This is a genomic window from Pseudonocardia sp. CA-142604, from assembly GCF_050948475.1.
Lineage (GTDB): Bacteria > Actinomycetota > Actinomycetes > Mycobacteriales > Pseudonocardiaceae > Pseudonocardia > Pseudonocardia alaniniphila.
Map to the genome: position 1 here is coordinate 5,027,074 of NZ_CP192045.1, position 18,993 is coordinate 5,046,066.

The window sequence follows — 18,993 nt, forward strand, 5'->3', positions numbered from 1 at the left end:
ATGGATCTGGAACTCGCCGGGAGCCGCGCGCTCGTGACGGCCGCGAGCCAGGGGCTCGGCCGGGCCTGCGCAGCGGCGCTGGCCGGTGAGGGCGCGCGGGTCGTGATCTCCTCCCGCGACCGCGGCAAGCTGGAGGCCACCGCCGCCGAGATCGGTGCGGCCGGGAGTGTCGCCGCCGACCTCGGCTCGGCCGCCGACATCGGCCCGCTCGTGGAGCAGACCGTCGAGCTCCTCGGCGGCCTCGACCTGCTGGTGGTCAACTGCGGGCCGCCGCCCGCCGGGCGGTTCTCCGACCTGGACGACGCCGCCTGGGACACGGCGCACGAGGGCGTGCTGATGAGCGCCGTCCGGCTCGTCCGCGCCGCGCAGCCACACCTGCGGGAGTCCGGGCGCGGCCGGATCGTCAACCTCACCGGGTACGGCACCAAGGAGCCCATCAGCGAGCTGGTGATCTCCGAGGCCAACCGGGCGGGCGTCACCGTGCTCGCGAAGGTGCTGGCCGACGAGCTCGCCCCGGCCGGCGTCACGGTCAACAACATCGCACCGGGGCCGATCCTCACCGACCGGCTGCGCGAGGTGCAGGGCAAAGCGGCCGCGGGCGCCGGGATCGACCTCGACGAGCAACTGCGGCGCTACGCCGAGCGGATCCCGGTGCGCCGTGTCGGCAGGCCGGAGGACATCGCCGACCTGTGCGCCTTCCTGTGTTCGCCGCGCGCCGGGTTCGTCACGGGGCAGACGATCGTCGTCGACGGCGGAATCAACCGGTCCATCTGATGACCCCGTCCTCGCACCCCCTGCGCGTCGCCGTCGTCGGCGCCTCGCACTGGCACCTCGACCTGTACCTCCCGACCCTGCTGGAGCTCCCCGACGTCGAGCTGGCCGGCGTGAGCGACCGGGACGAGAACGTGGCCAAGGACCTGGGTGATCGCCTGGGCTGCCCGTGGTCGGTCTCCGACGAGCAGCTCTACGACGACGTCCGGCCCGACTTCGTGCTGGCGCTGGGCTCGCACGCGGAGATGGTGGCGGAGGCCGAGCACCTGCTGGACCGCGGCATCCCGTTCGCCATGGAGAAGCCGTGCGGCACCGACGCGGAGCAGGTGCGCCGCCTGGCCCGCCGAGCCGAGGCCGAGGGCGCGTTCGCGGCAGTGCCCTTCGTCTGGCGGCAGAGCGAGCTGCTCGGCGTGATGCGCGAGCGGTTCACCGACGACGAGATCGACTACCTGTCGTTCCGCTGGATCGCGGGTACGCCGCAGCGGTATCTCGACTCCGGCTGCGGCTGGATGCTCGACCCCGCACAGTCCGGCGGCGGGTGCACGATCAACCTCTCCGTGCACATGTTCGACCTGGCCCGGGCGCTCTTCGGGCCCCAGGTCGACGTGACCGGGGCCGTCATGTCGAACGCCGCCCACGGGCTGCCGATCGAGGACCACTCGCTCGTGAGCCTGCGCAGCGGTGCGCGCACGTTCCACGTCGAGACCGGCTATCTGCTGCCCGGCCCGCACTCGACGTTCGACATGCGGTTCAGCATCGTTGCGCGCGACCACTACCTCATCGCCACCGGGCCGGACGACGTCGAGGTCATTCGCGCCGACGGCGCCCGTGAGCACGTGCGGGCACACACCACGAACGTTCCGCACTACCCGGTTTTCGTCCGGGACGTCCTGCGCCGGGTCCGGGAAGGCGAACGACCGCTGGCGTCGCTCACCGACATGGCCGCGGTCATGGATCTCGTGCAGGACGCGTATGCCCTGGCCGGCCCCCTGCCGGCCGGGATCGGGAACTCCGCAGAGGAAGGCTCATCATGAGCGATCGGGGCACCGGCCTGCTGCTCGTCATGATCGACATCGATCCGGCGTACGAGGAGGACTTCAACCGCTGGTACGACGAGGAGCACGTCCCGGAGCGGCTCGGGTGCCCGGGCTTCCTGTCGGCACGGCGGTTCGTCAGCGTCGACGGCGAGCCGAAGTACCTCGCGCTCTACGAGCTGGACGACCCTGAGGTGCTCGAGACCGACGCCTACAAGGCGATGCAGCCGCCCACCGAGTGGACGAAGCGCGTGAGCCCCCATTGGACCTCCTACGTGCGCAACGTCTATCGCGAGATCCCGAGCAGGGCATCCTGACATGGCCAGGCACTCCGACGGCAGCTCGCTGCTGTTCCTGCACCCGGTCGGTCTCGACCGCTGGTGCGTCGAGTGGCTGGATCTGCCCCCGGTACGCGCCGTGACGATGCCCGGCCACGGTGAGCGCGAGCGCGCCCGCCCCGGCCTCACTCTCGCCGACATGGCCGACGAGATCGTGGGCCACAGCACCGGGCCGCTCGACGTGGTGGGCGCGTCACTGGGCGGCATGGTCGCGATGCACCTGGCCCTCGGACATCCGGACCGCGTGCGCTCCCTCGTGCTCGCCTGCACCACCCCGCGCGGTGACGCCGCCGTCATGAACTCCCGGGCCGACGCCACCGAGGACAGGGGATCGGCGGGAATGCTCGAGGACACGCTGACCCGCTGGTTCACCCCCGCGGCGCTCGAGGCCGATCGGGACACCCCGTACATGGCGTACGCGCGGGAGCGGCTGCTGGCGATGGACCCGGGGGCGCTGGCCGACACCTGGCGCGCGATCGGCACGCACGACGTACTGGAGCGGCTGGGCGAGATCCGCGTGCCCACCACGTGCATCGCGGGGACGCGCGACCTGTCGACGCCGATGGGCGTCATGAGGGATCTGGCCGCGCGGCTGCCCGATGCGCGGCTGGTGGAGATGGACGCCCCGCACATGGCCTTCCTCGAGCGGCCACGGGAGTTCTCCGTGGCAGTACTGGAACACCTGGCGTGGGCCGGGGCGCAGGCCCGCACGGAGGGAGCACTGGAATGATCATCGATCTGCACCGCCACCTGTGGTCGATCTTCGAGCGGTACGCCGCTGTCCGGGAGATCGCCGCGCGCGGAGGAGTCGCCGGGGTCCACCGGCACGCCGAGGCCCCCGTGCAGGACGTCGGCGCGCGTGCCGGCGAGATCCGTGCCGAGATGGAGAAGGCCGGTGTCGACCGCTCGTGCCTGCTGCTCGGCGACTACGGGCTGCGGCTCGGGGAGGGCGACCGGTCGATCGAGGAGGAGAACCGGCTCGCCACCGACCTCGCCCGGGAGGACCCGGAGCACTTCATCGCCTTCTTCGGGATCGACCCGCGCCGCCCGGGGGCCGTCGACCTGTTCCGCGACGCGCTCGACGCCGGGGCCCGCGGGCTGAAGCTGCATCCCTGCTCCGGGTTCTCTCCCGGCGACCCGGTGTGCCACCCGCTCTACGCGCTGGCGGGCGAGCGGGGAGTGCCGGTGGCGGTGCACACCGGGCCGATGGCCGCGCCGCTGATCAGCACGTACGCGAGCCCGCTGCACCTCGACGAGCCGGCGGCGGACTTCCCCGACACGAACTTCGTGATCCTGCACGCCGGCCAGCGCGCGTGGTTCCCGCTGGCGCTCGACATGGCCCGCTGGAAGCCGAACCTCTACCTCGAACTCTCGTTGTGGCAGAGCCTGCTCATCGAGGACGAGGCCCGCTTCGTGTCCCACCTGGCCGAGATCAAGAACGGCATCGGGCTGGGCCGCGTGGTGTTCGGCAGTGACTGCCCCGGCGTATCGGCGGTGATGCCGCTGCACACCTGGGTGGAGACCTTCCGGGACCTTCCCGGTATCGCGGGGCGCCACGGCGTCGAGATCACTACGGACGAGGTGGAGCAGATGCTCGGTGTCACGGCGGCGACGCTGATGGGGCTGTCATGACGGGCCCGGTGGACGGACCGCCTGCCCAGCGGCGCCTGGACGGCAAGGTCGCGGTCGTGACGGGCGGCGGTTCGCGCGCCGCGGGAATCGGGACGGGCCGGGCCGCGGCGATCCTGTTCGCCCGCCACGGCGCCCGCGTCCTCGTCGTCGACCGCGACGAGGCGGCGGCGAAGGCCACCGTGGACATGATCGCCGCGGAGGGCGGAGAGGCCGTCGCCGTCGCGGCAGATCTCACGGTGGAGGACGACTGCACCGCGATGGCGGCCGCGGCCGTCGGGCGCTGGGGGCGGATCGACATCCTGGACAACAACGTCGGGATCGAGGGCCCCGGCACGATCCTCGACGCCACGTCCGAGGACTGGGACAGGGTCATGGCCGTCAACGTGCGGACGATCGTCCAGGCGAGCCGCGCGGTGGTGCCGGTGATGGCGACGGGGGGTGGGGGTTCCATCGTGAACCTGTCGTCGATCTCGGCACTGCGTCCCCGCGGGCTCACGCCCTACACCGCCGCGAAGGGTGCGGTGATCGCACTGACCCGGGCGATGGCGATCGACCACGCCGCCGCCGGGATCCGCGTGAACTGCATCGCGCCGGGGCCGATCTACACACCGATGGTCTACGCCGGAGGGATGGCGGACGAGCTGCGTGATCGCAGGCGCGCCGCCTCGCCGCTGGGCATCGAGGGCACCGGATGGGACGTCGGATACGCGGCGTTGTTCCTCGTGTCGGACGAGGCCCGCTACATCACGGGCACGGTCCTGCCCGTGGACGGAGGCGTCTCGATCCGCAGCCCGGACAGGTGAACGCGCCGCCCACGAGCGGACACGCGAAGATGGAGCCGAAACGGTCGCATCGGACGCGAGGGATGACATGACCGACGAGATGAGAACGGGCACCCGGATCCGGTCGGTGTCCCGGGCCGCGCACCTGCTCATGCTCATCGCCTCACTGCCGGAGCAGGACCGGTCGGTCAACCGTCTGGCCAAGGAGCTCGGCACGTCGGTGCCCACGGTGTACCACCTGCTCAACACGCTGGTCGACGCGAAGCTGCTCACTCGTGACGAGCGCAAGCAGTACCGGTTCGGCTTCGCGATGGAGGTGCTGTCGGCCGCGTACGCGCAGCAGACCGTCCCGCCTCCCGAGCTGCTGGCACCGCTGCGGTGGATCACCGACGCCACCGGCGAGAGCGCCTACCTCAGCGCGTGGCGGAGCGGGAACCCGGTGGTGCTCGCGCACCTGGCCGGGACGCACGCGGTGCAGGTCACCGATCTGCGGCCCGGCTACCGCGGGGCGGCCAACGCGCGGGCCTCGGGGAAGGTGCTGCTCGCCTTCGCCGAGCCCGCCGACCGCGAGCGTTACCTCGCCATGCACCCGCTGGAGAGCATGACGCCGAAGACGATCACCGATCCGGCCGTCCTCGAGCGGGAGCTGGCGCGGGTGGCGAAGAACGGCTACGCCACCGACATCGAGGAGTTCTCGGTGGGGGTCGCCTGCATCGCGGTTCCGATCTGGAGCAACGGGATCGTGATGGGGTGCTACACGATCTCGGCGCCCGTGCAGCGGTACCGGCAGCACAAGGCGCGCTACCTGGCGAGCCTGCGTGAGGCGGTGCAGATGCTCGGTGATCAGCCGGCGACGCAGCCGCAGGATGGCGTGGGCGACCCCGCCTGAGCCCTGGGGCGAATCGCGGTGGTTACGGCCGGTGAGACGTCGGAGTGGCCTCAGCGCGGAAGCTGGATCGAGGCCTCGCCGTCCATCCGCGCGAGCTGGTTCTCCGAACCGTGCAGGGCCGACATCGCTCGCCACTCATCCCACGGAATCGTCCAGTCGTAGAAGTCGCCGTCTGCGGCGGAAAGCTGGATGCGGCTTCCGGTGACCTCGACCGGATCCCCGTAGAGAACCGAGTTGAAGTAGGCGCGTGCGTTCGCTGTGGAGAGGTTCACGCAGCCGTGGGTGACGTTCTGTCTGCCCTGTGCGTATCCCGACGCGGGGTTGGCGTGGATGAACTCGCCGTTGTTGGAGATCCGGACCGCCCAGTGCATGGGCACGTTCTCGTAGTTGTACGCCAGGTTGGTCATCAGTTCGGTGCGGGACTTGCCCATCACGACGTGGGTGCCGCCTCGCGTGACCCGCCTCGGGTCCGACTCGAGCCCGAAGCTGGCGGGCACGTTGGACACCTCTTTGCCGTCCCGGATGACGACCATGCGGTGCCGCTTGACGTCGGCGCGCACGATCTGGGAGCGGCCGATGCTGAACTCGGTGGTGAGATCGGCGGCGCCGAACTCGGTATCGCCGAGGTCGAGCCCGTAGAGCAGGGCCTCGACGTGGACCTTCGTGCCCGGCGGCCAGTACTCGGCAGGCCTCCAGTGGATCCGCGAGTTGCGGGCGGTGTCGGGAAGCCACGCCCAGGAGCCCATGACGGGCACGGACGTGCGCACCGAGAGGAGCCGTTCGACGGCGGCGCGGTCGGCCTCGGCGACGAGGCCGCTGAAGCGGATGTCGATCGGGGCGGCGATACCGACCACCGCCCCGTCGCCGATGCTCGTCGACGCGCGGAGCAGCCTGCTCGGGTCGACCACGGAGAAACCGCCGGTGACCGGCACGGAGCCGCCCTCGCCGATGGCACTGCCGGCGAAGCGGTACGTGGTGCCGAACGCGAGGGCCGTCGACGCGGTCCACGTCCGGCCGTCCGGCGACAGGGTTCCCGGGACCGAGGTGCCGTCCTCGGCGGTGAGGGTGACGTCGGTGAGCGCGCCACCGGTCGCCTCCACGCTGATCGGTGCCAGCGGGGCCACGTCGGTGGCACCGTCCGCCGGGACGAGCCGGACGTGCGGGGCGGCGGCCACAGGGACAGCGCCGGGGCTCGCCGCACCGCTGGCGGCCGCCCCGGCGGCGAGGAGCAGGACGACGACCGCGCCGAGCACCAGTACCGGCGCTCGGCGTCGCGCACGATCCGATTCGGGCATGACCGTTGCTCCCCGCAGCCGATTTCCCCTTGAATCATCAGAGCAATTGCTCGACTTCAGGTCAATGACGCCACGGGCCCCGGAAGCGTTCGGTCCTCAACCATTACCCGGACCGGTGAATTTCGGCGTGGTGTGGCGACGAAAATGAAGCGAAACACAGAAATGGCGGCCAGGTGGGCCTGGCCGCGGAGGTGACGACGGAGCAGCCTGTGACCTGTGCGGACCAGCGCGCTCGCGGAGCGTGTCCACGGGAGCTTCGTCGAGGGGTCGGTATGGCACCGGTGCGGGCGACAACCGTGCACGGCCGGATCAGACGGGGCGCACCCGTTCGGCGAAGTCGTCGTGGCTCATCCGCGTCAGGCTCTCCACCTCGAGGGCGTCGAGATGGACCTGCCGGCCGGTCTCGAGGTCACGCACGAGCAGGCGGGGCCCGTTGGCGGTCTCGTCGAGCAGGACCTCCACGGTGGCGAACTCGTTGCGCAGCACCAGGCGGGGCGGGGGAGAGGCTGTGCTCATCGGGCGCTCATGGGGCGGCTCAGACCAGGAACGTGAGGTTGAAGATGGGGGCCTCGCAGTTGACGAGGCGGGCGGTCCTGCGCCGGATCCGCCAGCCGGCCCCGTGTGGGACCAGCGAGTGCTCGTACTCGCCCGCGAACGCCCGCTGGGCGCCCTTCCGGACCTCGAAGATCGCGAAGTTCGACCGCACGACCGGGCCGTGCTCCGCACCGGACACGCGGACGTTCGTGATGAGGCGGCGGGTCACCGACGGTGGGATCTGGGCGTGGGCAGGCCCGACGGTCAGCCGCCAGATCCGCTCCTCGATCCGGCCCCTGTCGTCGTAGATCAGCGAGACGTGGCGCTGAGGGTCCGCCTCGTCGTGGCGGGCGGGCACCCAGTACACGGCGTCGTCGGTGAAGAGTTCCAGCCAGCGGTCGAGCTGGAAACCGTCGAGCAGTTCGGCCTCGTGGTAGAGGAAGTCCTCGGCGTCGCTGCGGGTGAGCGTGCGGGTCTCCTCGGTCGCTCGGGTCGCTCCGGTCATGCCGCCCGCCCTTCCTGCAGCAGGCGCTTCCATTCCCGGAACAGGCCCCGCTGCGGCGTCTCGTCACTCGGCTTGCCGCGGTAGCCGCCGCCCGGGAGCCGCTCCTCGTCGTGGAGGCCGCGCGAGAGCAGCAGCCACGGATCGACGTCGGCGGCCACGCCCTCCTGCACGCAGACGAACGCCTCGGAGTCGTCGGGGGCGATGAACGATCCGGTGGCGAACGCCTCCTCGAACTCGCGCAGCCGCTCCGCGTTGAGATCGTCGGGAGCGTCCCCGATCAGCATCGGCGACATCGTGATCTGCGTACGTGTCGGGCTGATCGGGGTGATCACGCGCAGGTTCTGCAGCGTGATGTGCAGGTTGGGGAAGATCAGGACGTTGAACTGACCGAGGAAGTCCCGAAGCAGCTCGCTGCCGTGCTCGGACTCCAGGCGCGAGGTGTACTCGGGATAGGTCTTGCGGAACTCCTCGACGTCGCCCTCGCTGGGCCAGCGGGCGAGGAGCACGTGGCCGCCGGGGTGGGCCTCGCTGTAGCCGATGGTCTCGTCGCGGGAGCCCAGGCGCGCGTGCGGGCGGTCCGGGCTCTGGTCGCGGATCTTGAACCACGTCTCGTGCAACGTGATCGCGTGGTAGCCGTCGACCCCGCCTTCGATGGCGTGTTTCCAGTTGGCCGGGTACTCGTGCACGTTGCGGCCCGCGCTCAGGTTGAGCGTCTTCTCGAACGCGGGGTGCAGGAAGACGCGGTCGAGGTAATGGCGGGCGCCGCCGAGGTGCTCGGCGAGGTCGGGAACGTCGGGGTTGAGGCTCGCGAAGACGAGCCCCCGGTAGGAGTCCACCCGTGCCACGGGCGTGAGGCCCAGTGATGGCTTGTCGAGGTTCTCCGGGCTGTAGCGGCGGTTCATCGGCACGCCGAGCAGCTCACCGCTGTTGCGGTAGGTCCAGCCGTGGAACGGGCAGCGGAAGAAGTTCGCGTTGCCCGAGCGCTCCCGGCAGACGACCGACGCGCGGTGCCGGCAGCGGTTGAGCAGCACGTGGATCCCGCCGTCCGCGTCGCGGGTGACGATCACGGGCTGAAGGCCGATCGTGGTGCTCCGGTAGTCGCCCGGCTGCGCGATCTCCGACTCGTGTGCCACATAGACCCAGGTGCGGCCGAAGATGCTGCGCATCTCCTCGGCGAAGAGCGTGGGGTCGGTGTAGACGCTCCCGTGCACGCGGTCCGGCTGGACCAGGTGGTCGAGGTCCTCGTAGCTGGCGGTTCGCATCAGCGCCTCATTTCTCGCCGGCCGACTCCTCGCACTGATGTACGCTATGCGGACAGGCAGTACGGGTTGCGGACATTCGTAATGTCGCGCGCGGTGGTGACCACTGTCAAGGGAGATCGAGTGCCCAAGGAGCCGGAGCAGCGCGAGTTCATCCAGTCACTCGAACGCGGTCTCGCCGTGATCCTGGCGTTCTCGGACCACCACCCGAGCCTCACGCTCAGCCGATGTGCCGAGCTCACCGGCTTGAGCCGGCCGACGGTCCGCCGGGTGCTGCTCACGCTCCAGCAGCTCGGCTATGTGCGGAGCGAAGGACGTTCGTTCGCACTGACGCCCCGCGTGCTCGCACTCGGCTACGCCTATCTGAGCTCCCTGAACCTTCCGGTGATCGCGCAGCCGTGGATGGAGGAGCTGGTCGCCGAGACGCGCGAGGCGTGCTCCCTGTCCACACTCGACGACACCGACATCGTCTACGTGACGCGGGTGGCCACCCATCGCAGGCCCAGCGTCGCCCTCGCCACGGGCACCCGGCTGCCCGCGCACGCCACCGCGATGGGCCATGTGCTGCTCGCCGACCTGCCGAAGGGCGAGCTGGACCACTACCTCGCGCGAGCCGAGTTGGCGCCGCTGACCGCGCGGACGGTCCGCACGCCCGAGGAGCTGCTGCACCGGCTCGACGCCGCGCGTGCGCAGGGCTGGGCGATGGTCGAGCAGGAGCTCGAGGAGGGCCTGCGGTCGGTGGCCGCCCCGGTCCGGGGCGCGGACGGGCGGGTCATCGCAGCGCTGGGCATGTCCGCCTCCGTGGCATCCGCCGACGAGGAGACGATGCGCGAGCGGTTCGCGCCGATGCTCGTGCGCGCCGGCGCGGAGATCAGCGAGCGGCTCGGTGCCGACTTCAGCCCCTGCCGGCACCCGGAGCGGAGTGCCGGCGACGAAACCATGACGATCCGGGAGGATTCATGAAGCTCAGCTGTGCCGTGCTCGACGACTACCAGGACGTCGCGCTCCGGACGGCGGACTGGAGCTCCCTCGCCGACGCGGTCGACGTCGAGGTGTTCCACGAGCACATCGACGACGAGGATGCGCTGGTCGAGACGCTCGGGAAGCACGAGATCGTCGTGATCATGCGGGAGCGCACCCCGTTCCCGCGCTCGGTGCTGGCGCGGCTGCCCCAGCTGCGGCTCCTGGTGACCACCGGGATGGGCAACGCCTCCGTCGACATGGCCGCGGCCGCGGAGCAGGGTGTGGTTGTCTGCGGCACCGGCGGGCTCATGCCGCCGACCGCCGAGCTCACCTGGGCTCTCCTCCTCGGCCTGGCACGTTCCGTGCCGGCCGAGACGGCGTCGCTGCGTGCGGGCGGCCAGTGGCAGCGAAGCGTCGGCACCGACATCGACGGCAGCACCCTGGGCGTCATCGGCCTGGGCAGGATCGGCCGGCACGTGGCGAAGATCGGCCAGGCCTTCGGCATGGACGTGGTCGCATGGAGCCAGAACCTCACGGCTGAAGCGGCGGCCGGCGCAGGCGTGCGGCTCGCGTCCAGTAAGGAGGAGCTGCTCGAGGTCAGTGACTTCGTCACGATCCACCTGGTGCTCTCCGACCGGTCCAGGGGACTGCTGGGCGCGCCCGAGTTCGCCCGGATGCGTCCCACGGCCTACCTGATCAACACCTCCCGTGGCCCCATCGTCGACGAGGACGCGCTCGTCGACGCGTTGCGCGCGGGCCGGATCGCGGGGGCCGGGATCGACGTGTTCGCGGTGGAGCCGCTGCCTGCCGACCACCCGTTCCGCTCCCTGCCCAACGTGCTGGCCACGCCGCACCTCGGCTACGTCACGCGCAAGACCTACGACATCTTCTTCCGCGAGGCCGTCGAGGACATCGCCGCCTTCGTGGCGGGATCTCCGGTCCGCAAGCTGAACTGAGGCCGTCGCGAGGCGCACGCCGGTGCCCGTGCCGGGCGATGACGTGCGCCTCGCCGTGCTCAGGCCGTCGGGGTCGGGCGCCCGCCGACGGCCACCTCGTCCAAGGGCACCGGAGCAGGCGGCTCGCACGTCGTCGAGACGGCGAGCCCGGTGCGCCGGTGTGCTGCGGACAGCAGGGTCTCCATCACGTCGAGGACGTGCACGGCCACCTCGGCCGAGGCCCGGTGCGGACGGCCGGCGCGATGGTTCGTCACGAGGTCGAGCACGCCGATCCCGCGGGCTGCGCCGGTGTAACCGGCCGACGGCGGGAGCGCCGTCCACTCCGCCGCTCCCCGTGGGCGGAGCAGGACCTCGCCGTCGAACCGGTTCGGGTCCGGCACCGAGAGAGAGCCTTCGGTGCCGTGGATCTCGATGCGCGGCTGTGTGGAGGCGACCACGTCGAAGCTGGTGGTGAGGGTGGTGACGACGCCACCCGTGTGCACGAGCGCGCCGGTGACATGGGTGTCGACCTCGACCGCGAAGTCCGTGCCGGCCCGGGGACCCGAACCGATCGTGCGGATGTCGCGCGCGCGTCCCGCCGCGGCGACCACCCGCTCGACGGGGCCGAGCAGATGGACCAGCGCAGTGAGGTAGTACGGGCCCATGTCGAGAAGCGGGCCGCCGCCGGGGCGGTAGTAGAACTCCGGGTCGGGGTGCCAGGACTCGTGCCCGGGGGAGGTGAAGGCGGCGTTCGCGGCCGTGGGAGTGCCGATCAACCCGTCGGCGACGGCCTTGCGCGCGGTCTGCGTGCCGGTGCCGAGCACGGTGTCGGGTGCGCATCCGACGCGCAGGCCGTCCGCGCCTGCCAGCACCGTGCGGGCCTGCCCGAGGTCCATGGCGAACGGCTTCTCGCCGTAGACGTGCTTGCCCGACCGCAGCGCCGCCGTGGCCACTTCGGCGTGCGCCTCCGGAATGGTCAGGTTGAGCACGAGATCGACCTCGTCGGAGGTGAGCAGCTCGTCCACCGGCACCGCGCGGGCTCCCGGTGCGTGGTCGCGGGCGGCGACGGCCCGGAGCGGGTCACGGTCGGCCAGCGCAGTGACCCGCACGCCCGGCAGGTGGGCGAGGGTCGTCAGGTAGGCCCCGCTGATCTTGCCGAGACCGACGATGCCGATCCTCATCGGCTCGCCCACGTGAGCCCCCGTTCGATGATCGTGCGGATCTCGGGCACGTCGAGGTCCTCCTGCTTGTGGCCGACGGTGCAGACGAAGACCCGGCCGGCGCCCCACGTGCGGGTCCACACGGCGGGGGAGACCACCGGCTCGGTCCACGGGTCGCCGGGCAGCGCTGGCACGGTGGTGGTGGCCAGGACGTCATTGCGGCTGTCGGCGAGCACCCAGTACTGCTCGGTGTGCAGCGTGACGCGGGAGATGCCGGCGACGATCGGATGATCGGCCCGCTCGGGCACCACCTCGACGGTGTGGTCGACGAAGTTGCGCGGGTGGCAGGCGAACTGGCCGCCGACCATGTGCAGGTAGTCGGTGGAGCTGCGGAACGCGTCGGCGATCCCACCGTGCCACCCGGCGAACCCTGTGCCGCCCTCCACGGCGGCTCGCAGCGCGGCGAGCTGCTGGGCGGTGATCGTCCCCATGGTCCAGCACTGGAGGACGAGGTCGGTGCGGGCCATCAGTTCGGTGTCGAGATAGATGTCGAGAGTGTCCGAAACCACTGTCTCGTAGCCGGACTTCTCGAGAAACGGCAGGAAGCTGTCGGTGGTCTCGACGGGGCAGTGGCCCTCCCAGCCACCTCGGACAACGAGCGCTGTCAACTTTCGCAACTCTGCGATGCTCTCCACCCCTCGAATCTCCCAGAAGTGGGTAAAGCCGATCAATGGGTTGGAGTCCGTCATCTCGACCGGGATGGGCGGAGCGAAACGCAGCTGGTTCCACAACTCCTATAAGCTCCGGTACCCTTCTTCGCACCATCGGCGACGTGAGTGGGGCACCACCGCGAAGGTCGGCCGGTGCGAGGGGGGTTTACGTGCATCGTCACGATTTGCCGGCGCAGAACGTCCAAAAGGCGCTCGACCGCGGGACGCACCCCCGGTCGCGCCGCCCCCGCTCCGCCGGCGATGTGGGCATCCTCATGGCGTTGCAGCGCAGGGCCGGAAACTCGGCGGTCGTGCGTGCCGTACAGGCTGCTCGAGCAGCCGCGGCGCACGCGGAGCATGCGGTGGCGAGCCCGCGGGGGCGGCAGCCGGCCGTCCACGACGTCCGCCGCGCCACGGGACGATCGCTCGACGCCGGGGTGCGCGGCGACAGTGAGGACCGCCCCGGGACCGCCGTCGGCCCGCCCCCTGCGTCCAGGCCTGGGCACGACCCCCTCGAGACCGCGCCGGATCATCTCGTCGTCCAGCGCAAGGTCGGATTCGAGTTCGAGACCCCGTGGCGGGCGAAACGGATCAGTACCGGCGAGGCGCTCGGGAAACGCGAACTGATCGGCACTCGGTTCGAGGGCTTCAAGGCCGAGGCCGATGCAGACCCTGAGGGTGGGCATTCGGAGATCGAGTTCATCGTCGACCCGCCCGTCGAGGAGGGCGATGCGGGCGAGCGACGCCTCACGACGGTGATGCGCGGCCTGACCCGGCTCGGCGACCAGATGGAGCGAGCCTCGATCACAGCCGGCGCGCGACCCGTCGACGACGGGGAGAGCCCCCGGCCGACGCCGGAGATCCAGGTACCTTTCTTTCGGCAGCACAAGGCGACGGGTCGGTTGGCGGACGAGGACTTCGCGATCATTCCGCGGGGGAATCTGCGCGCGGCGGCACAGATCACGAGCGGGTTCAAGCTCGGTGCGATCCCGCGGCTGGGTGACCGGCTCCGGCCGCGTCCGGGCGACGTGCGCAATGCCGGCGACATGAGCAACGTGGGCGACATGGGAGACATGAGCGATCTCGCCCACATGGTCGACGCGATCGACTACGGCGACGGAGGCGCGCATGCGGACGCGCGGGCCTTCGAGCTTCCCCCGGCGATGGCACGTGGCGCGGCCACGCTGCGCAGCCGGGCGGCGCAGGTGCAGGGCAGGCCGGCCCTCCCGAATCCCAGCGATGATCTCAAGGGCCTCGTGGGCGTCATCTCCAGCTATCTCGTTCAGGGCGCGGCGAGCGTGCCGCTTGCCTACCCCAAACAGCTCGGCAATCTCTTGCTGGCCCGCACCGATTTCGCGAAGCTCTTCCGGCTGCTTCCGCAGAATGAGCAGTCGCTACTCGGCGCGGACCCCCAACTCTGGGTCGATCTCGTTGTCGAAGCGGGCTCCCGGGGAAATGCGGCGCTTTATCGAGGGCGCATCGACCCGAATCAGAGCGTCATCAAATCCGGCACCGAAAGAACGGGTGCGGTGGATCTGACGGTCGGGCGCTGGCTGCGGGCGATTCCCGCGAACACGGATCTGCTCACCACGATCGAAGGCCGCCAGTCGATGGGAGCAATGGGGGACACGGTCGAGGACGTCGGGCCGTCCGCTGCTCGGGAGCAGGCGGGAATCTTCGAGTTCCGGGCCTCCCAGGGCGTGCCCCTCCCACTGGCCGAATGGTTCGATTTCGCTCTCGGCGCCCAGCGGTACATCTCGCGGCTGCACGGGGGTTGAGCCGGCCGCGCTGCCTGCGGTCGCCACCGGCGGGGTGCCGGTGGTCGGGAACCGCGATGTCACGCGTCAAGGCCGCGCGGGAGTGCGCCACTCCTTAAGCTCTGCCCATGGCGCGCTACTTCGATGTTCATCCGGTCGATCCTCAGCGGCGCGCGCTCGGGCAGGTCGTCGAGATCGTCAGGTCCGGGGGCCTCATCGCGTACCCCACGGACTCCTGCTTCGCGCTCGGCTGCCAGCTCGGCGACCGCGACGGGCTGGAGCGGATCCGCGAGATCCGCCGGCTCGACGACAAGCACCACTTCACGCTCGTGTGCCGCGACTTCGCCCAACTCGGGCAGTTCGTACAGATCAGCAACACCGTGTTCCGCACCATCAAGGCGGCCACGCCCGGCAGCTACACCTTCATCCTGCCCGCCACCAAGGAGGTGCCGCGCCGGCTGCTGCACCCGAAGAAGAAGACCGTCGGCGTGCGGATCCCGCAGCACACGGTGGCCCAGGCGTTGCTCGCCGAGCTGGGGGAGCCGCTGCTGTCGTCCACGCTGCTGCTGCCCGACGAGCCGGAGCCGCTCACGCAGGGCTGGGAGATCAAGGAGCGGCTCGACGGTGCCGTGGACGCAGTACTGGACTCGGGCGACTGCGGCACCGAGCCGACCACGGTGGTGGACTACTCCGGGCCGGAGCCGGAGATCATTCGCCGCGGGGCGGGCGACCCGTCCCGCTTCGAGTAGGGGCCAGGCGCCGGCACCGCCGGTGAGGGCGGCGCCGGCGCACGGGCCTCCTGGTCAGCCGCCCGCCATCGCTCCCACGATGAGCAGCGGCTCCGTTCCTCTGACGACGGCCTCGGGGAGCGGGTCGTCGGGCTCGGCGTGCGAGAGGTCCTGCTCGCAGGCGAAGTACCGCACGAACGCCCGGCGGCGCTGGGTGCGGTGGTCGCGGATCGTGCCACGCAGGACGGGATAGGTGCGCTCCAGCGCGTCCAGCACTGTGCGCTGGGTGGCAGGTCCGGTGACGTCGACGGCAACCTCGCTGTCGACCCGGGCGAGCTTGCGCAGGTGCGCCGGCAGCTTGATCCGCACCGTGGCCGTGGTGGTCATGGGATCGTCTGCACCTCCACCGAGAGCACGGCGGGCAGGTCCCGCACGATCGGGGCCCACGTGTTCCCGGCGTCCGGGGAGGCGTACACCTGGCCGCCGGTCGTGCCGAAGTACACGCCGCAGTCGTCGAGGGTGTCGATGGCCATCGCGTCACGCAGGACGTTGACGTAGCAGTTCTCCTGCGGGAGGCCGGTGGTGAGCGGTTCCCACTCGTTGCCGCCGGAGCGGCTGCGGTAGACGCGCAGCTTCCCCTCCGGCGGGAAGTGGTGGGAGTCGCTCGTGATCGGCACGACGTAGACCGTGTCCGGCTCGTGCGCGTGGACCGAGATCGGGAAGCCGAAGTCGGTGGGCAGGTTGCCGCCGATGTCGTGCCAGGTGTCACCGCCGTCGTCGCTGCGCATGACGTCCCAGTGCTTCTGCATGAAGAGCACGTCCGGCCGCGACGGGTGCATGGCGAGGTTGTGCACGCAGTGGCCCACCTCCGCGTCGGGGTCGGGGATGCCCTCCGACTTGAGGCCGCGGTTGGTGGCCCGCCAGGTCTTGCCGGTGTCGTCGGTGCGGAACACCCCCGCCGCCGAGATGGCGACGTGCATCCGGGCCGGGTCGCGTGGGTCGAGCAGAATCGTGTGCAGGCACATCCCGCCCGCTCCCGGCTGCCAGTGCGGGCCCGAGCCGTGCTCGCGCAGCCCCGGTAGCTCCTGCCACGTGCGGCCGCCGTCGGACGAACGGAACAGGGCAGCATCCTCGACCCCGGCATAGACGGTGTCCGGGTCGCTCGGCGTCGGCTCCAGGTGCCAGACCCGCGCGAACTCCCACGGATGCGGCGTGCCGTCGTACCACTGGTGGGTGCCGGGCACCCCCTCGTAGGTGAACTCGTTGCCGACCGGCTCCCACGTGGCGCCGCCGTCGTCGGAACGCTGAATGACCTGCCCGAACCAGCCGCCGGACGGCGCTGCGTAGAGCCGATCGGGGTCGGCGGGCGACCCCGTGACGTGGTAGACCTCCCATCCGGCGAAGTGCGGGCCGCTGACGTTCCAGCTCTCCCGCTTCCCGTCGGAGGTGAGGACGAAAGCGCCCTTGCGCGTGCCCACCAGAACCCGCACCCCTGTCACTGCACCTCTCCTGTTCCGCGCCGCCCTCGCGCCGCACGGAGTAGGGGACCGCGCATGCGCCGCAAACTCATCGGTCGCAGCTCGACTTCGCCTGATCGCAGGAACTCCACCGCTCGTCCGTGCGCGACCGTCCGTTCGTCGGCAGGGGGCGGCCGCGCGCCCTCTTCCGGGATGGGCGAAATCGACGGGGCCGTCCGCCGCATGCAGCCGTGTCCTGAGCGCACTCTCGGCAACCGTGTGCCCGGGTCGAGCGGGGAGCGGTAACGTGCCGCGGGCTAGGACATGCCACTCTGCGTTGCGTCGCCGTGACAGACCCACTCGCGGCTTCGGGGGAAGGAGAGGGGCGGATCGACCCGTGCGAGAGGACCGATTGGTGGGCGACAGGATGTTCGCTTCCGAGGGTGACTCGGTGAACGTCGGACGCCAGGGGTCTGCGGTATGGGCCGATAGGTGGGACGACACCCCACGGCCCCCGTCGAGCGAGGAGGCTGCCGCCGGGGTGGCCCGCCGCCTGCAGGCTCGCCTGGACCGGCACCTGTGGTTGCTGGAGCGGCTGCGGGCGGAGCAGTCCTATCCCGAACCCCCGGGGTTCGCGGAGCTGGCGGAGTCCGGCCACCGGATGCGGCGCGACACCGAGAGCCTGCTGGTGCTCGGTGGTCAGGAGCCGGGTGTGCGCGGTGGCGCGCCCCGCAAGCTGTCCGACATCCTCGCCGAGGCCGCGGGCGCCGCCGAGGATCCCGGCCGCGTCGAGGTCCGCACTGCTCCTGCCGCCACGGTGGCGCCCGCTGCGGCCACCGAGTTCCTGCACGTGCTGTCCGAGCTCGTCGACGACGTCACCTCCGTCTACCCGGGCGCGCGCCTCGACGTCGCGAGCCGTGTGGAAGGCCGCGGGATCGTCGTCGACGTGTCGGTCGACGGTGGGGCCCGCCTCGCCCTCGACGGCATGAGCGGCGACGGGGTGGCGGTCATCGCCGAGCAGATCGCCGGGCGCTCCCGTCAGGGCATCAGCCTGAGCCGCCCGCTGGCCGGTCCTCCGCGCAGCGGCCCGGGGCCGGTCGCGAGCGTGCACTGCCCGCCCGCCGCCGTCACCCTCGAGGAGCCGCGCCCGGTCCTCTCCGACCCCTTGCTCCCGACGAGGAACGGCAACGGGTTCGGCAACGACCCGCTGGGGCTCGGAAGCGACCCGCTCGGAACCGGGAGCGACCGGCTGAGGCCGGCTGACGACCCGCTGGGGCTGGGCAACGACCGGCTCGGATCGGGCAGCGACCGGCTGGGGCTGGGCAACGATCCGCTGGGGCTGAGCGACGACGCCCGCCGACTGCGCGACGACCCTCTCGGGCTGGGCGACGATCCGCTGGGGCTGGGCGACGGGTCGGTGCGCGGCAGCGACGATGCGCTCGGGTCCGGTGACGACAACCCGTTCGCGGCGCGCAACGGTTCGTCGGAGTACAGCTCGTCGCAGTTCGAGTCTTCGCAGTTCGAGTCTCCGAAATACGAGTCTCCGAAATACGAGTCGCCGCAGTTCGAGTCGTCCCCGTTCGCGTCGTCCTCGTACGGCTCGTACGAGCCGGGCAACGGGCTCGGTCTCCTCGCGAACGGCTCCGTCTTCTCGAGCAACGGGTCCGAGCAGACGGGCAGCGGGGCCGCCTACCCCGGGTCCTCCGCTGATGAACCGGCCGCGCCGGAGTACGCGCTCCCGTCCCGTTCGTCGACACCTCCGGTCGACGAGCTCTTCGGCCCGCTGTTGGACCTGCCGCAAGAGCCGATGGACGACCGGTTCTCCACCCCGATCTTCGAGGCGATCGCCTCGGCGTGGTTCCGCGACCCCGAGCCCGATCAGGCCGATGACGGCTCCGACGGGGCCGCCAACGGGTCCGGGCCGGTGGACTGGGAGTCGCCGAGCGACCGGGAGTGGCGGGAGGCCGCGGCCCGCGCCGCCCGCCCGGACCCCGCATCGGGCACCACGTCGAGCGGGCTGCCGCGGCGCCGCCCCGGCGACCAGCTCGTGCCGCCGCCACGCCCCCAGGACCCCAACCCCGTCACGGAGCGGGTTCCTGATCGCGTCCGCGAACGCCTGGCCACCTACCAGCGCGGGTTGCGCCAGGGGCGGCACCGTGCGCCTGGAGCCGAGGAACCCGACGCCTGGTGACGGCGCGTGGACCCGACGGCATTGACGGAGTGGGATCACACAACGGCTCGCCG

At 71.1% G+C, this 18,993-nt stretch carries 20 protein-coding genes; 12 read left to right on the forward strand and 8 right to left on the reverse strand.

What is annotated here, in order from left to right; translation table 11 throughout:
* The 7 genes from ACQPZQ_RS22735 to ACQPZQ_RS22765 all read left to right on the forward strand — a co-directional run bounded on the left by ACQPZQ_RS22735 (position 1) and on the right by ACQPZQ_RS22765 (position 5,446).
* Positions 1-774 carry an SDR family oxidoreductase gene (locus ACQPZQ_RS22735; RefSeq protein ID WP_433283781.1) on the forward strand — a complete coding sequence of 258 codons (774 nt, stop codon included), beginning with the start codon at positions 1-3 and terminating at the stop codon, positions 772-774.
* Positions 774-1,805: a Gfo/Idh/MocA family protein gene (locus ACQPZQ_RS22740; protein ID WP_433283783.1), complete on the forward strand. Its 1,032-nt coding sequence runs from the start codon at positions 774-776 to the stop codon at positions 1,803-1,805. Before ACQPZQ_RS22735 ends, ACQPZQ_RS22740 begins: the two co-directional genes overlap by 1 nt.
* A complete protein-coding gene (locus tag ACQPZQ_RS22745) occupies positions 1,802-2,122 on the forward strand; it encodes a hypothetical protein (protein ID WP_433283785.1) in 321 nt (106 codons plus the stop codon). Before ACQPZQ_RS22740 ends, ACQPZQ_RS22745 begins: the two co-directional genes overlap by 4 nt.
* Before the next feature lies 1 nt (position 2,123).
* Positions 2,124-2,873 carry an alpha/beta fold hydrolase gene (locus ACQPZQ_RS22750; RefSeq protein ID WP_433283787.1) on the forward strand — a complete coding sequence of 250 codons (750 nt, stop codon included), beginning with the start codon at positions 2,124-2,126 and terminating at the stop codon, positions 2,871-2,873.
* Positions 2,870-3,775, forward strand: coding sequence for an amidohydrolase family protein (locus ACQPZQ_RS22755; RefSeq protein WP_433283789.1), 906 nt, complete (start codon positions 2,870-2,872; stop codon positions 3,773-3,775). Before ACQPZQ_RS22750 ends, ACQPZQ_RS22755 begins: the two co-directional genes overlap by 4 nt.
* On the forward strand, positions 3,772-4,578 hold the full coding sequence (locus tag ACQPZQ_RS22760; RefSeq protein WP_433283791.1) for an SDR family NAD(P)-dependent oxidoreductase: 807 nt from the start codon (positions 3,772-3,774) through the stop codon (positions 4,576-4,578). The genes ACQPZQ_RS22755 and ACQPZQ_RS22760 overlap by 4 nt, the downstream gene beginning before the upstream one ends.
* A gap of 67 nt (positions 4,579-4,645) precedes the next feature.
* On the forward strand, positions 4,646-5,446 hold the full coding sequence (locus tag ACQPZQ_RS22765) for an IclR family transcriptional regulator (protein WP_433283793.1): 801 nt from the start codon (positions 4,646-4,648) through the stop codon (positions 5,444-5,446).
* Between the two features lie 50 nt (positions 5,447-5,496).
* Here ACQPZQ_RS22765 and ACQPZQ_RS22770 read toward each other — a convergent pair whose 3' ends face one another.
* The 4 genes from ACQPZQ_RS22770 to ACQPZQ_RS22785 all read right to left on the reverse strand — a co-directional run bounded on the left by ACQPZQ_RS22770 (position 5,497) and on the right by ACQPZQ_RS22785 (position 9,042).
* Positions 5,497-6,741 (reverse strand): L,D-transpeptidase, encoded by a 1,245-nt coding sequence (locus ACQPZQ_RS22770; RefSeq protein WP_433283795.1) that lies wholly within the window; start codon positions 6,739-6,741, stop codon positions 5,497-5,499.
* A 309-nt stretch (positions 6,742-7,050) separates the two neighbouring features.
* Positions 7,051-7,257 carry a hypothetical protein gene (locus ACQPZQ_RS22775; protein WP_433283797.1) on the reverse strand — a complete coding sequence of 69 codons (207 nt, stop codon included), beginning with the start codon at positions 7,255-7,257 and terminating at the stop codon, positions 7,051-7,053.
* A 19-nt stretch (positions 7,258-7,276) separates the two neighbouring features.
* On the reverse strand, positions 7,277-7,780 hold the full coding sequence (locus ACQPZQ_RS22780; RefSeq protein ID WP_433283799.1) for an aromatic-ring-hydroxylating dioxygenase subunit beta: 504 nt from the start codon (positions 7,778-7,780) through the stop codon (positions 7,277-7,279).
* Positions 7,777-9,042, reverse strand: coding sequence for a Rieske 2Fe-2S domain-containing protein (locus tag ACQPZQ_RS22785; RefSeq protein ID WP_433283800.1), 1,266 nt, complete (start codon positions 9,040-9,042; stop codon positions 7,777-7,779). Before ACQPZQ_RS22785 ends, ACQPZQ_RS22780 begins: the two co-directional genes overlap by 4 nt.
* A 120-nt stretch (positions 9,043-9,162) precedes the next feature.
* On the opposite strand from ACQPZQ_RS22785, the gene ACQPZQ_RS22790 reads away from it, so the two are divergent.
* Both ACQPZQ_RS22790 and ACQPZQ_RS22795 read left to right on the forward strand, forming a co-directional pair.
* Positions 9,163-10,002, forward strand: a complete 840-nt coding sequence (locus ACQPZQ_RS22790; RefSeq protein ID WP_433283802.1) for an IclR family transcriptional regulator domain-containing protein — start codon at positions 9,163-9,165, stop codon at positions 10,000-10,002.
* Positions 9,999-10,958: a D-2-hydroxyacid dehydrogenase family protein gene (locus ACQPZQ_RS22795; protein WP_433283804.1), complete on the forward strand. Its 960-nt coding sequence runs from the start codon at positions 9,999-10,001 to the stop codon at positions 10,956-10,958. Before ACQPZQ_RS22790 ends, ACQPZQ_RS22795 begins: the two co-directional genes overlap by 4 nt.
* 59 nt (positions 10,959-11,017) lie before the next feature.
* Here ACQPZQ_RS22795 and ACQPZQ_RS22800 read toward each other — a convergent pair whose 3' ends face one another.
* Both ACQPZQ_RS22800 and ACQPZQ_RS22805 read right to left on the reverse strand, forming a co-directional pair.
* Positions 11,018-12,130 carry a Gfo/Idh/MocA family protein gene (locus ACQPZQ_RS22800; protein WP_433283806.1) on the reverse strand — a complete coding sequence of 371 codons (1,113 nt, stop codon included), beginning with the start codon at positions 12,128-12,130 and terminating at the stop codon, positions 11,018-11,020.
* The gene (locus ACQPZQ_RS22805; RefSeq protein WP_433283808.1) at positions 12,115-12,765 is read right to left on the reverse strand and encodes a ThuA domain-containing protein; all 651 of its coding nucleotides are present in this window, start codon (positions 12,763-12,765) and stop codon (positions 12,115-12,117) included. Before ACQPZQ_RS22805 ends, ACQPZQ_RS22800 begins: the two co-directional genes overlap by 16 nt.
* Before the next feature lie 62 nt (positions 12,766-12,827).
* Here ACQPZQ_RS22805 and ACQPZQ_RS22810 point away from each other — a divergent pair, with 62 nt between their 5' ends.
* On the forward strand, positions 12,828-14,585 hold the full coding sequence (locus ACQPZQ_RS22810) for a hypothetical protein (protein WP_433283810.1): 1,758 nt from the start codon (positions 12,828-12,830) through the stop codon (positions 14,583-14,585).
* A gap of 107 nt (positions 14,586-14,692) precedes the next feature.
* The gene (locus ACQPZQ_RS22815; protein WP_241035523.1) at positions 14,693-15,313 is read left to right on the forward strand and encodes an L-threonylcarbamoyladenylate synthase; all 621 of its coding nucleotides are present in this window, start codon (positions 14,693-14,695) and stop codon (positions 15,311-15,313) included.
* A gap of 54 nt (positions 15,314-15,367) precedes the next feature.
* Here the strand turns inward: ACQPZQ_RS22815 and ACQPZQ_RS22820 are convergent, their stop codons facing one another.
* Entirely contained in the window at positions 15,368-15,679 is a 312-nt protein-coding gene (locus ACQPZQ_RS22820) for a MoaD/ThiS family protein (protein ID WP_433283812.1), read from the reverse strand.
* Positions 15,676-16,791 carry a WD40/YVTN/BNR-like repeat-containing protein gene (locus ACQPZQ_RS22825; RefSeq protein WP_433283814.1) on the reverse strand — a complete coding sequence of 372 codons (1,116 nt, stop codon included), beginning with the start codon at positions 16,789-16,791 and terminating at the stop codon, positions 15,676-15,678. Before ACQPZQ_RS22825 ends, ACQPZQ_RS22820 begins: the two co-directional genes overlap by 4 nt.
* Positions 16,792-17,200: 409 nt before the next feature.
* Between ACQPZQ_RS22825 and ACQPZQ_RS22830 the strand changes: the two genes are divergently transcribed.
* Complete coding sequence (locus tag ACQPZQ_RS22830; protein WP_433283816.1) at positions 17,201-18,940, forward strand: hypothetical protein; 1,740 nt, start codon at positions 17,201-17,203, stop codon at positions 18,938-18,940.
* Positions 18,941-18,993: the final 53 nt, after the last annotated feature.

Coding starts and splice junctions, on each gene's coding strand:
- ACQPZQ_RS22755 (WP_433283789.1), top strand. CDS start 2,870: ATGATCATCGATCTGCACCGCCACCTGTGGTCGATCTTCGAGCGGTAC.
- ACQPZQ_RS22765 (WP_433283793.1), top strand. CDS start 4,646: ATGACCGACGAGATGAGAACGGGCACCCGGATCCGGTCGGTGTCCCGG.
- ACQPZQ_RS22750 (WP_433283787.1), top strand. CDS start 2,124: ATGGCCAGGCACTCCGACGGCAGCTCGCTGCTGTTCCTGCACCCGGTC.
- ACQPZQ_RS22760 (WP_433283791.1), top strand. CDS start 3,772: ATGACGGGCCCGGTGGACGGACCGCCTGCCCAGCGGCGCCTGGACGGC.
- ACQPZQ_RS22775 (WP_433283797.1), bottom strand. CDS start 7,257: ATGAGCACAGCCTCTCCCCCGCCCCGCCTGGTGCTGCGCAACGAGTTC.
- ACQPZQ_RS22745 (WP_433283785.1), top strand. CDS start 1,802: ATGAGCGATCGGGGCACCGGCCTGCTGCTCGTCATGATCGACATCGAT.
- ACQPZQ_RS22785 (WP_433283800.1), bottom strand. CDS start 9,042: ATGCGAACCGCCAGCTACGAGGACCTCGACCACCTGGTCCAGCCGGAC.
- ACQPZQ_RS22780 (WP_433283799.1), bottom strand. CDS start 7,780: ATGACCGGAGCGACCCGAGCGACCGAGGAGACCCGCACGCTCACCCGC.
- ACQPZQ_RS22740 (WP_433283783.1), top strand. CDS start 774: ATGACCCCGTCCTCGCACCCCCTGCGCGTCGCCGTCGTCGGCGCCTCG.
- ACQPZQ_RS22735 (WP_433283781.1), top strand. CDS start 1: ATGGATCTGGAACTCGCCGGGAGCCGCGCGCTCGTGACGGCCGCGAGC.
- ACQPZQ_RS22820 (WP_433283812.1), bottom strand. CDS start 15,679: ATGACCACCACGGCCACGGTGCGGATCAAGCTGCCGGCGCACCTGCGC.
- ACQPZQ_RS22810 (WP_433283810.1), top strand. CDS start 12,828: ATGGGTTGGAGTCCGTCATCTCGACCGGGATGGGCGGAGCGAAACGCA.
- ACQPZQ_RS22770 (WP_433283795.1), bottom strand. CDS start 6,741: ATGCCCGAATCGGATCGTGCGCGACGCCGAGCGCCGGTACTGGTGCTC.
- ACQPZQ_RS22815 (WP_241035523.1), top strand. CDS start 14,693: ATGGCGCGCTACTTCGATGTTCATCCGGTCGATCCTCAGCGGCGCGCG.
- ACQPZQ_RS22795 (WP_433283804.1), top strand. CDS start 9,999: ATGAAGCTCAGCTGTGCCGTGCTCGACGACTACCAGGACGTCGCGCTC.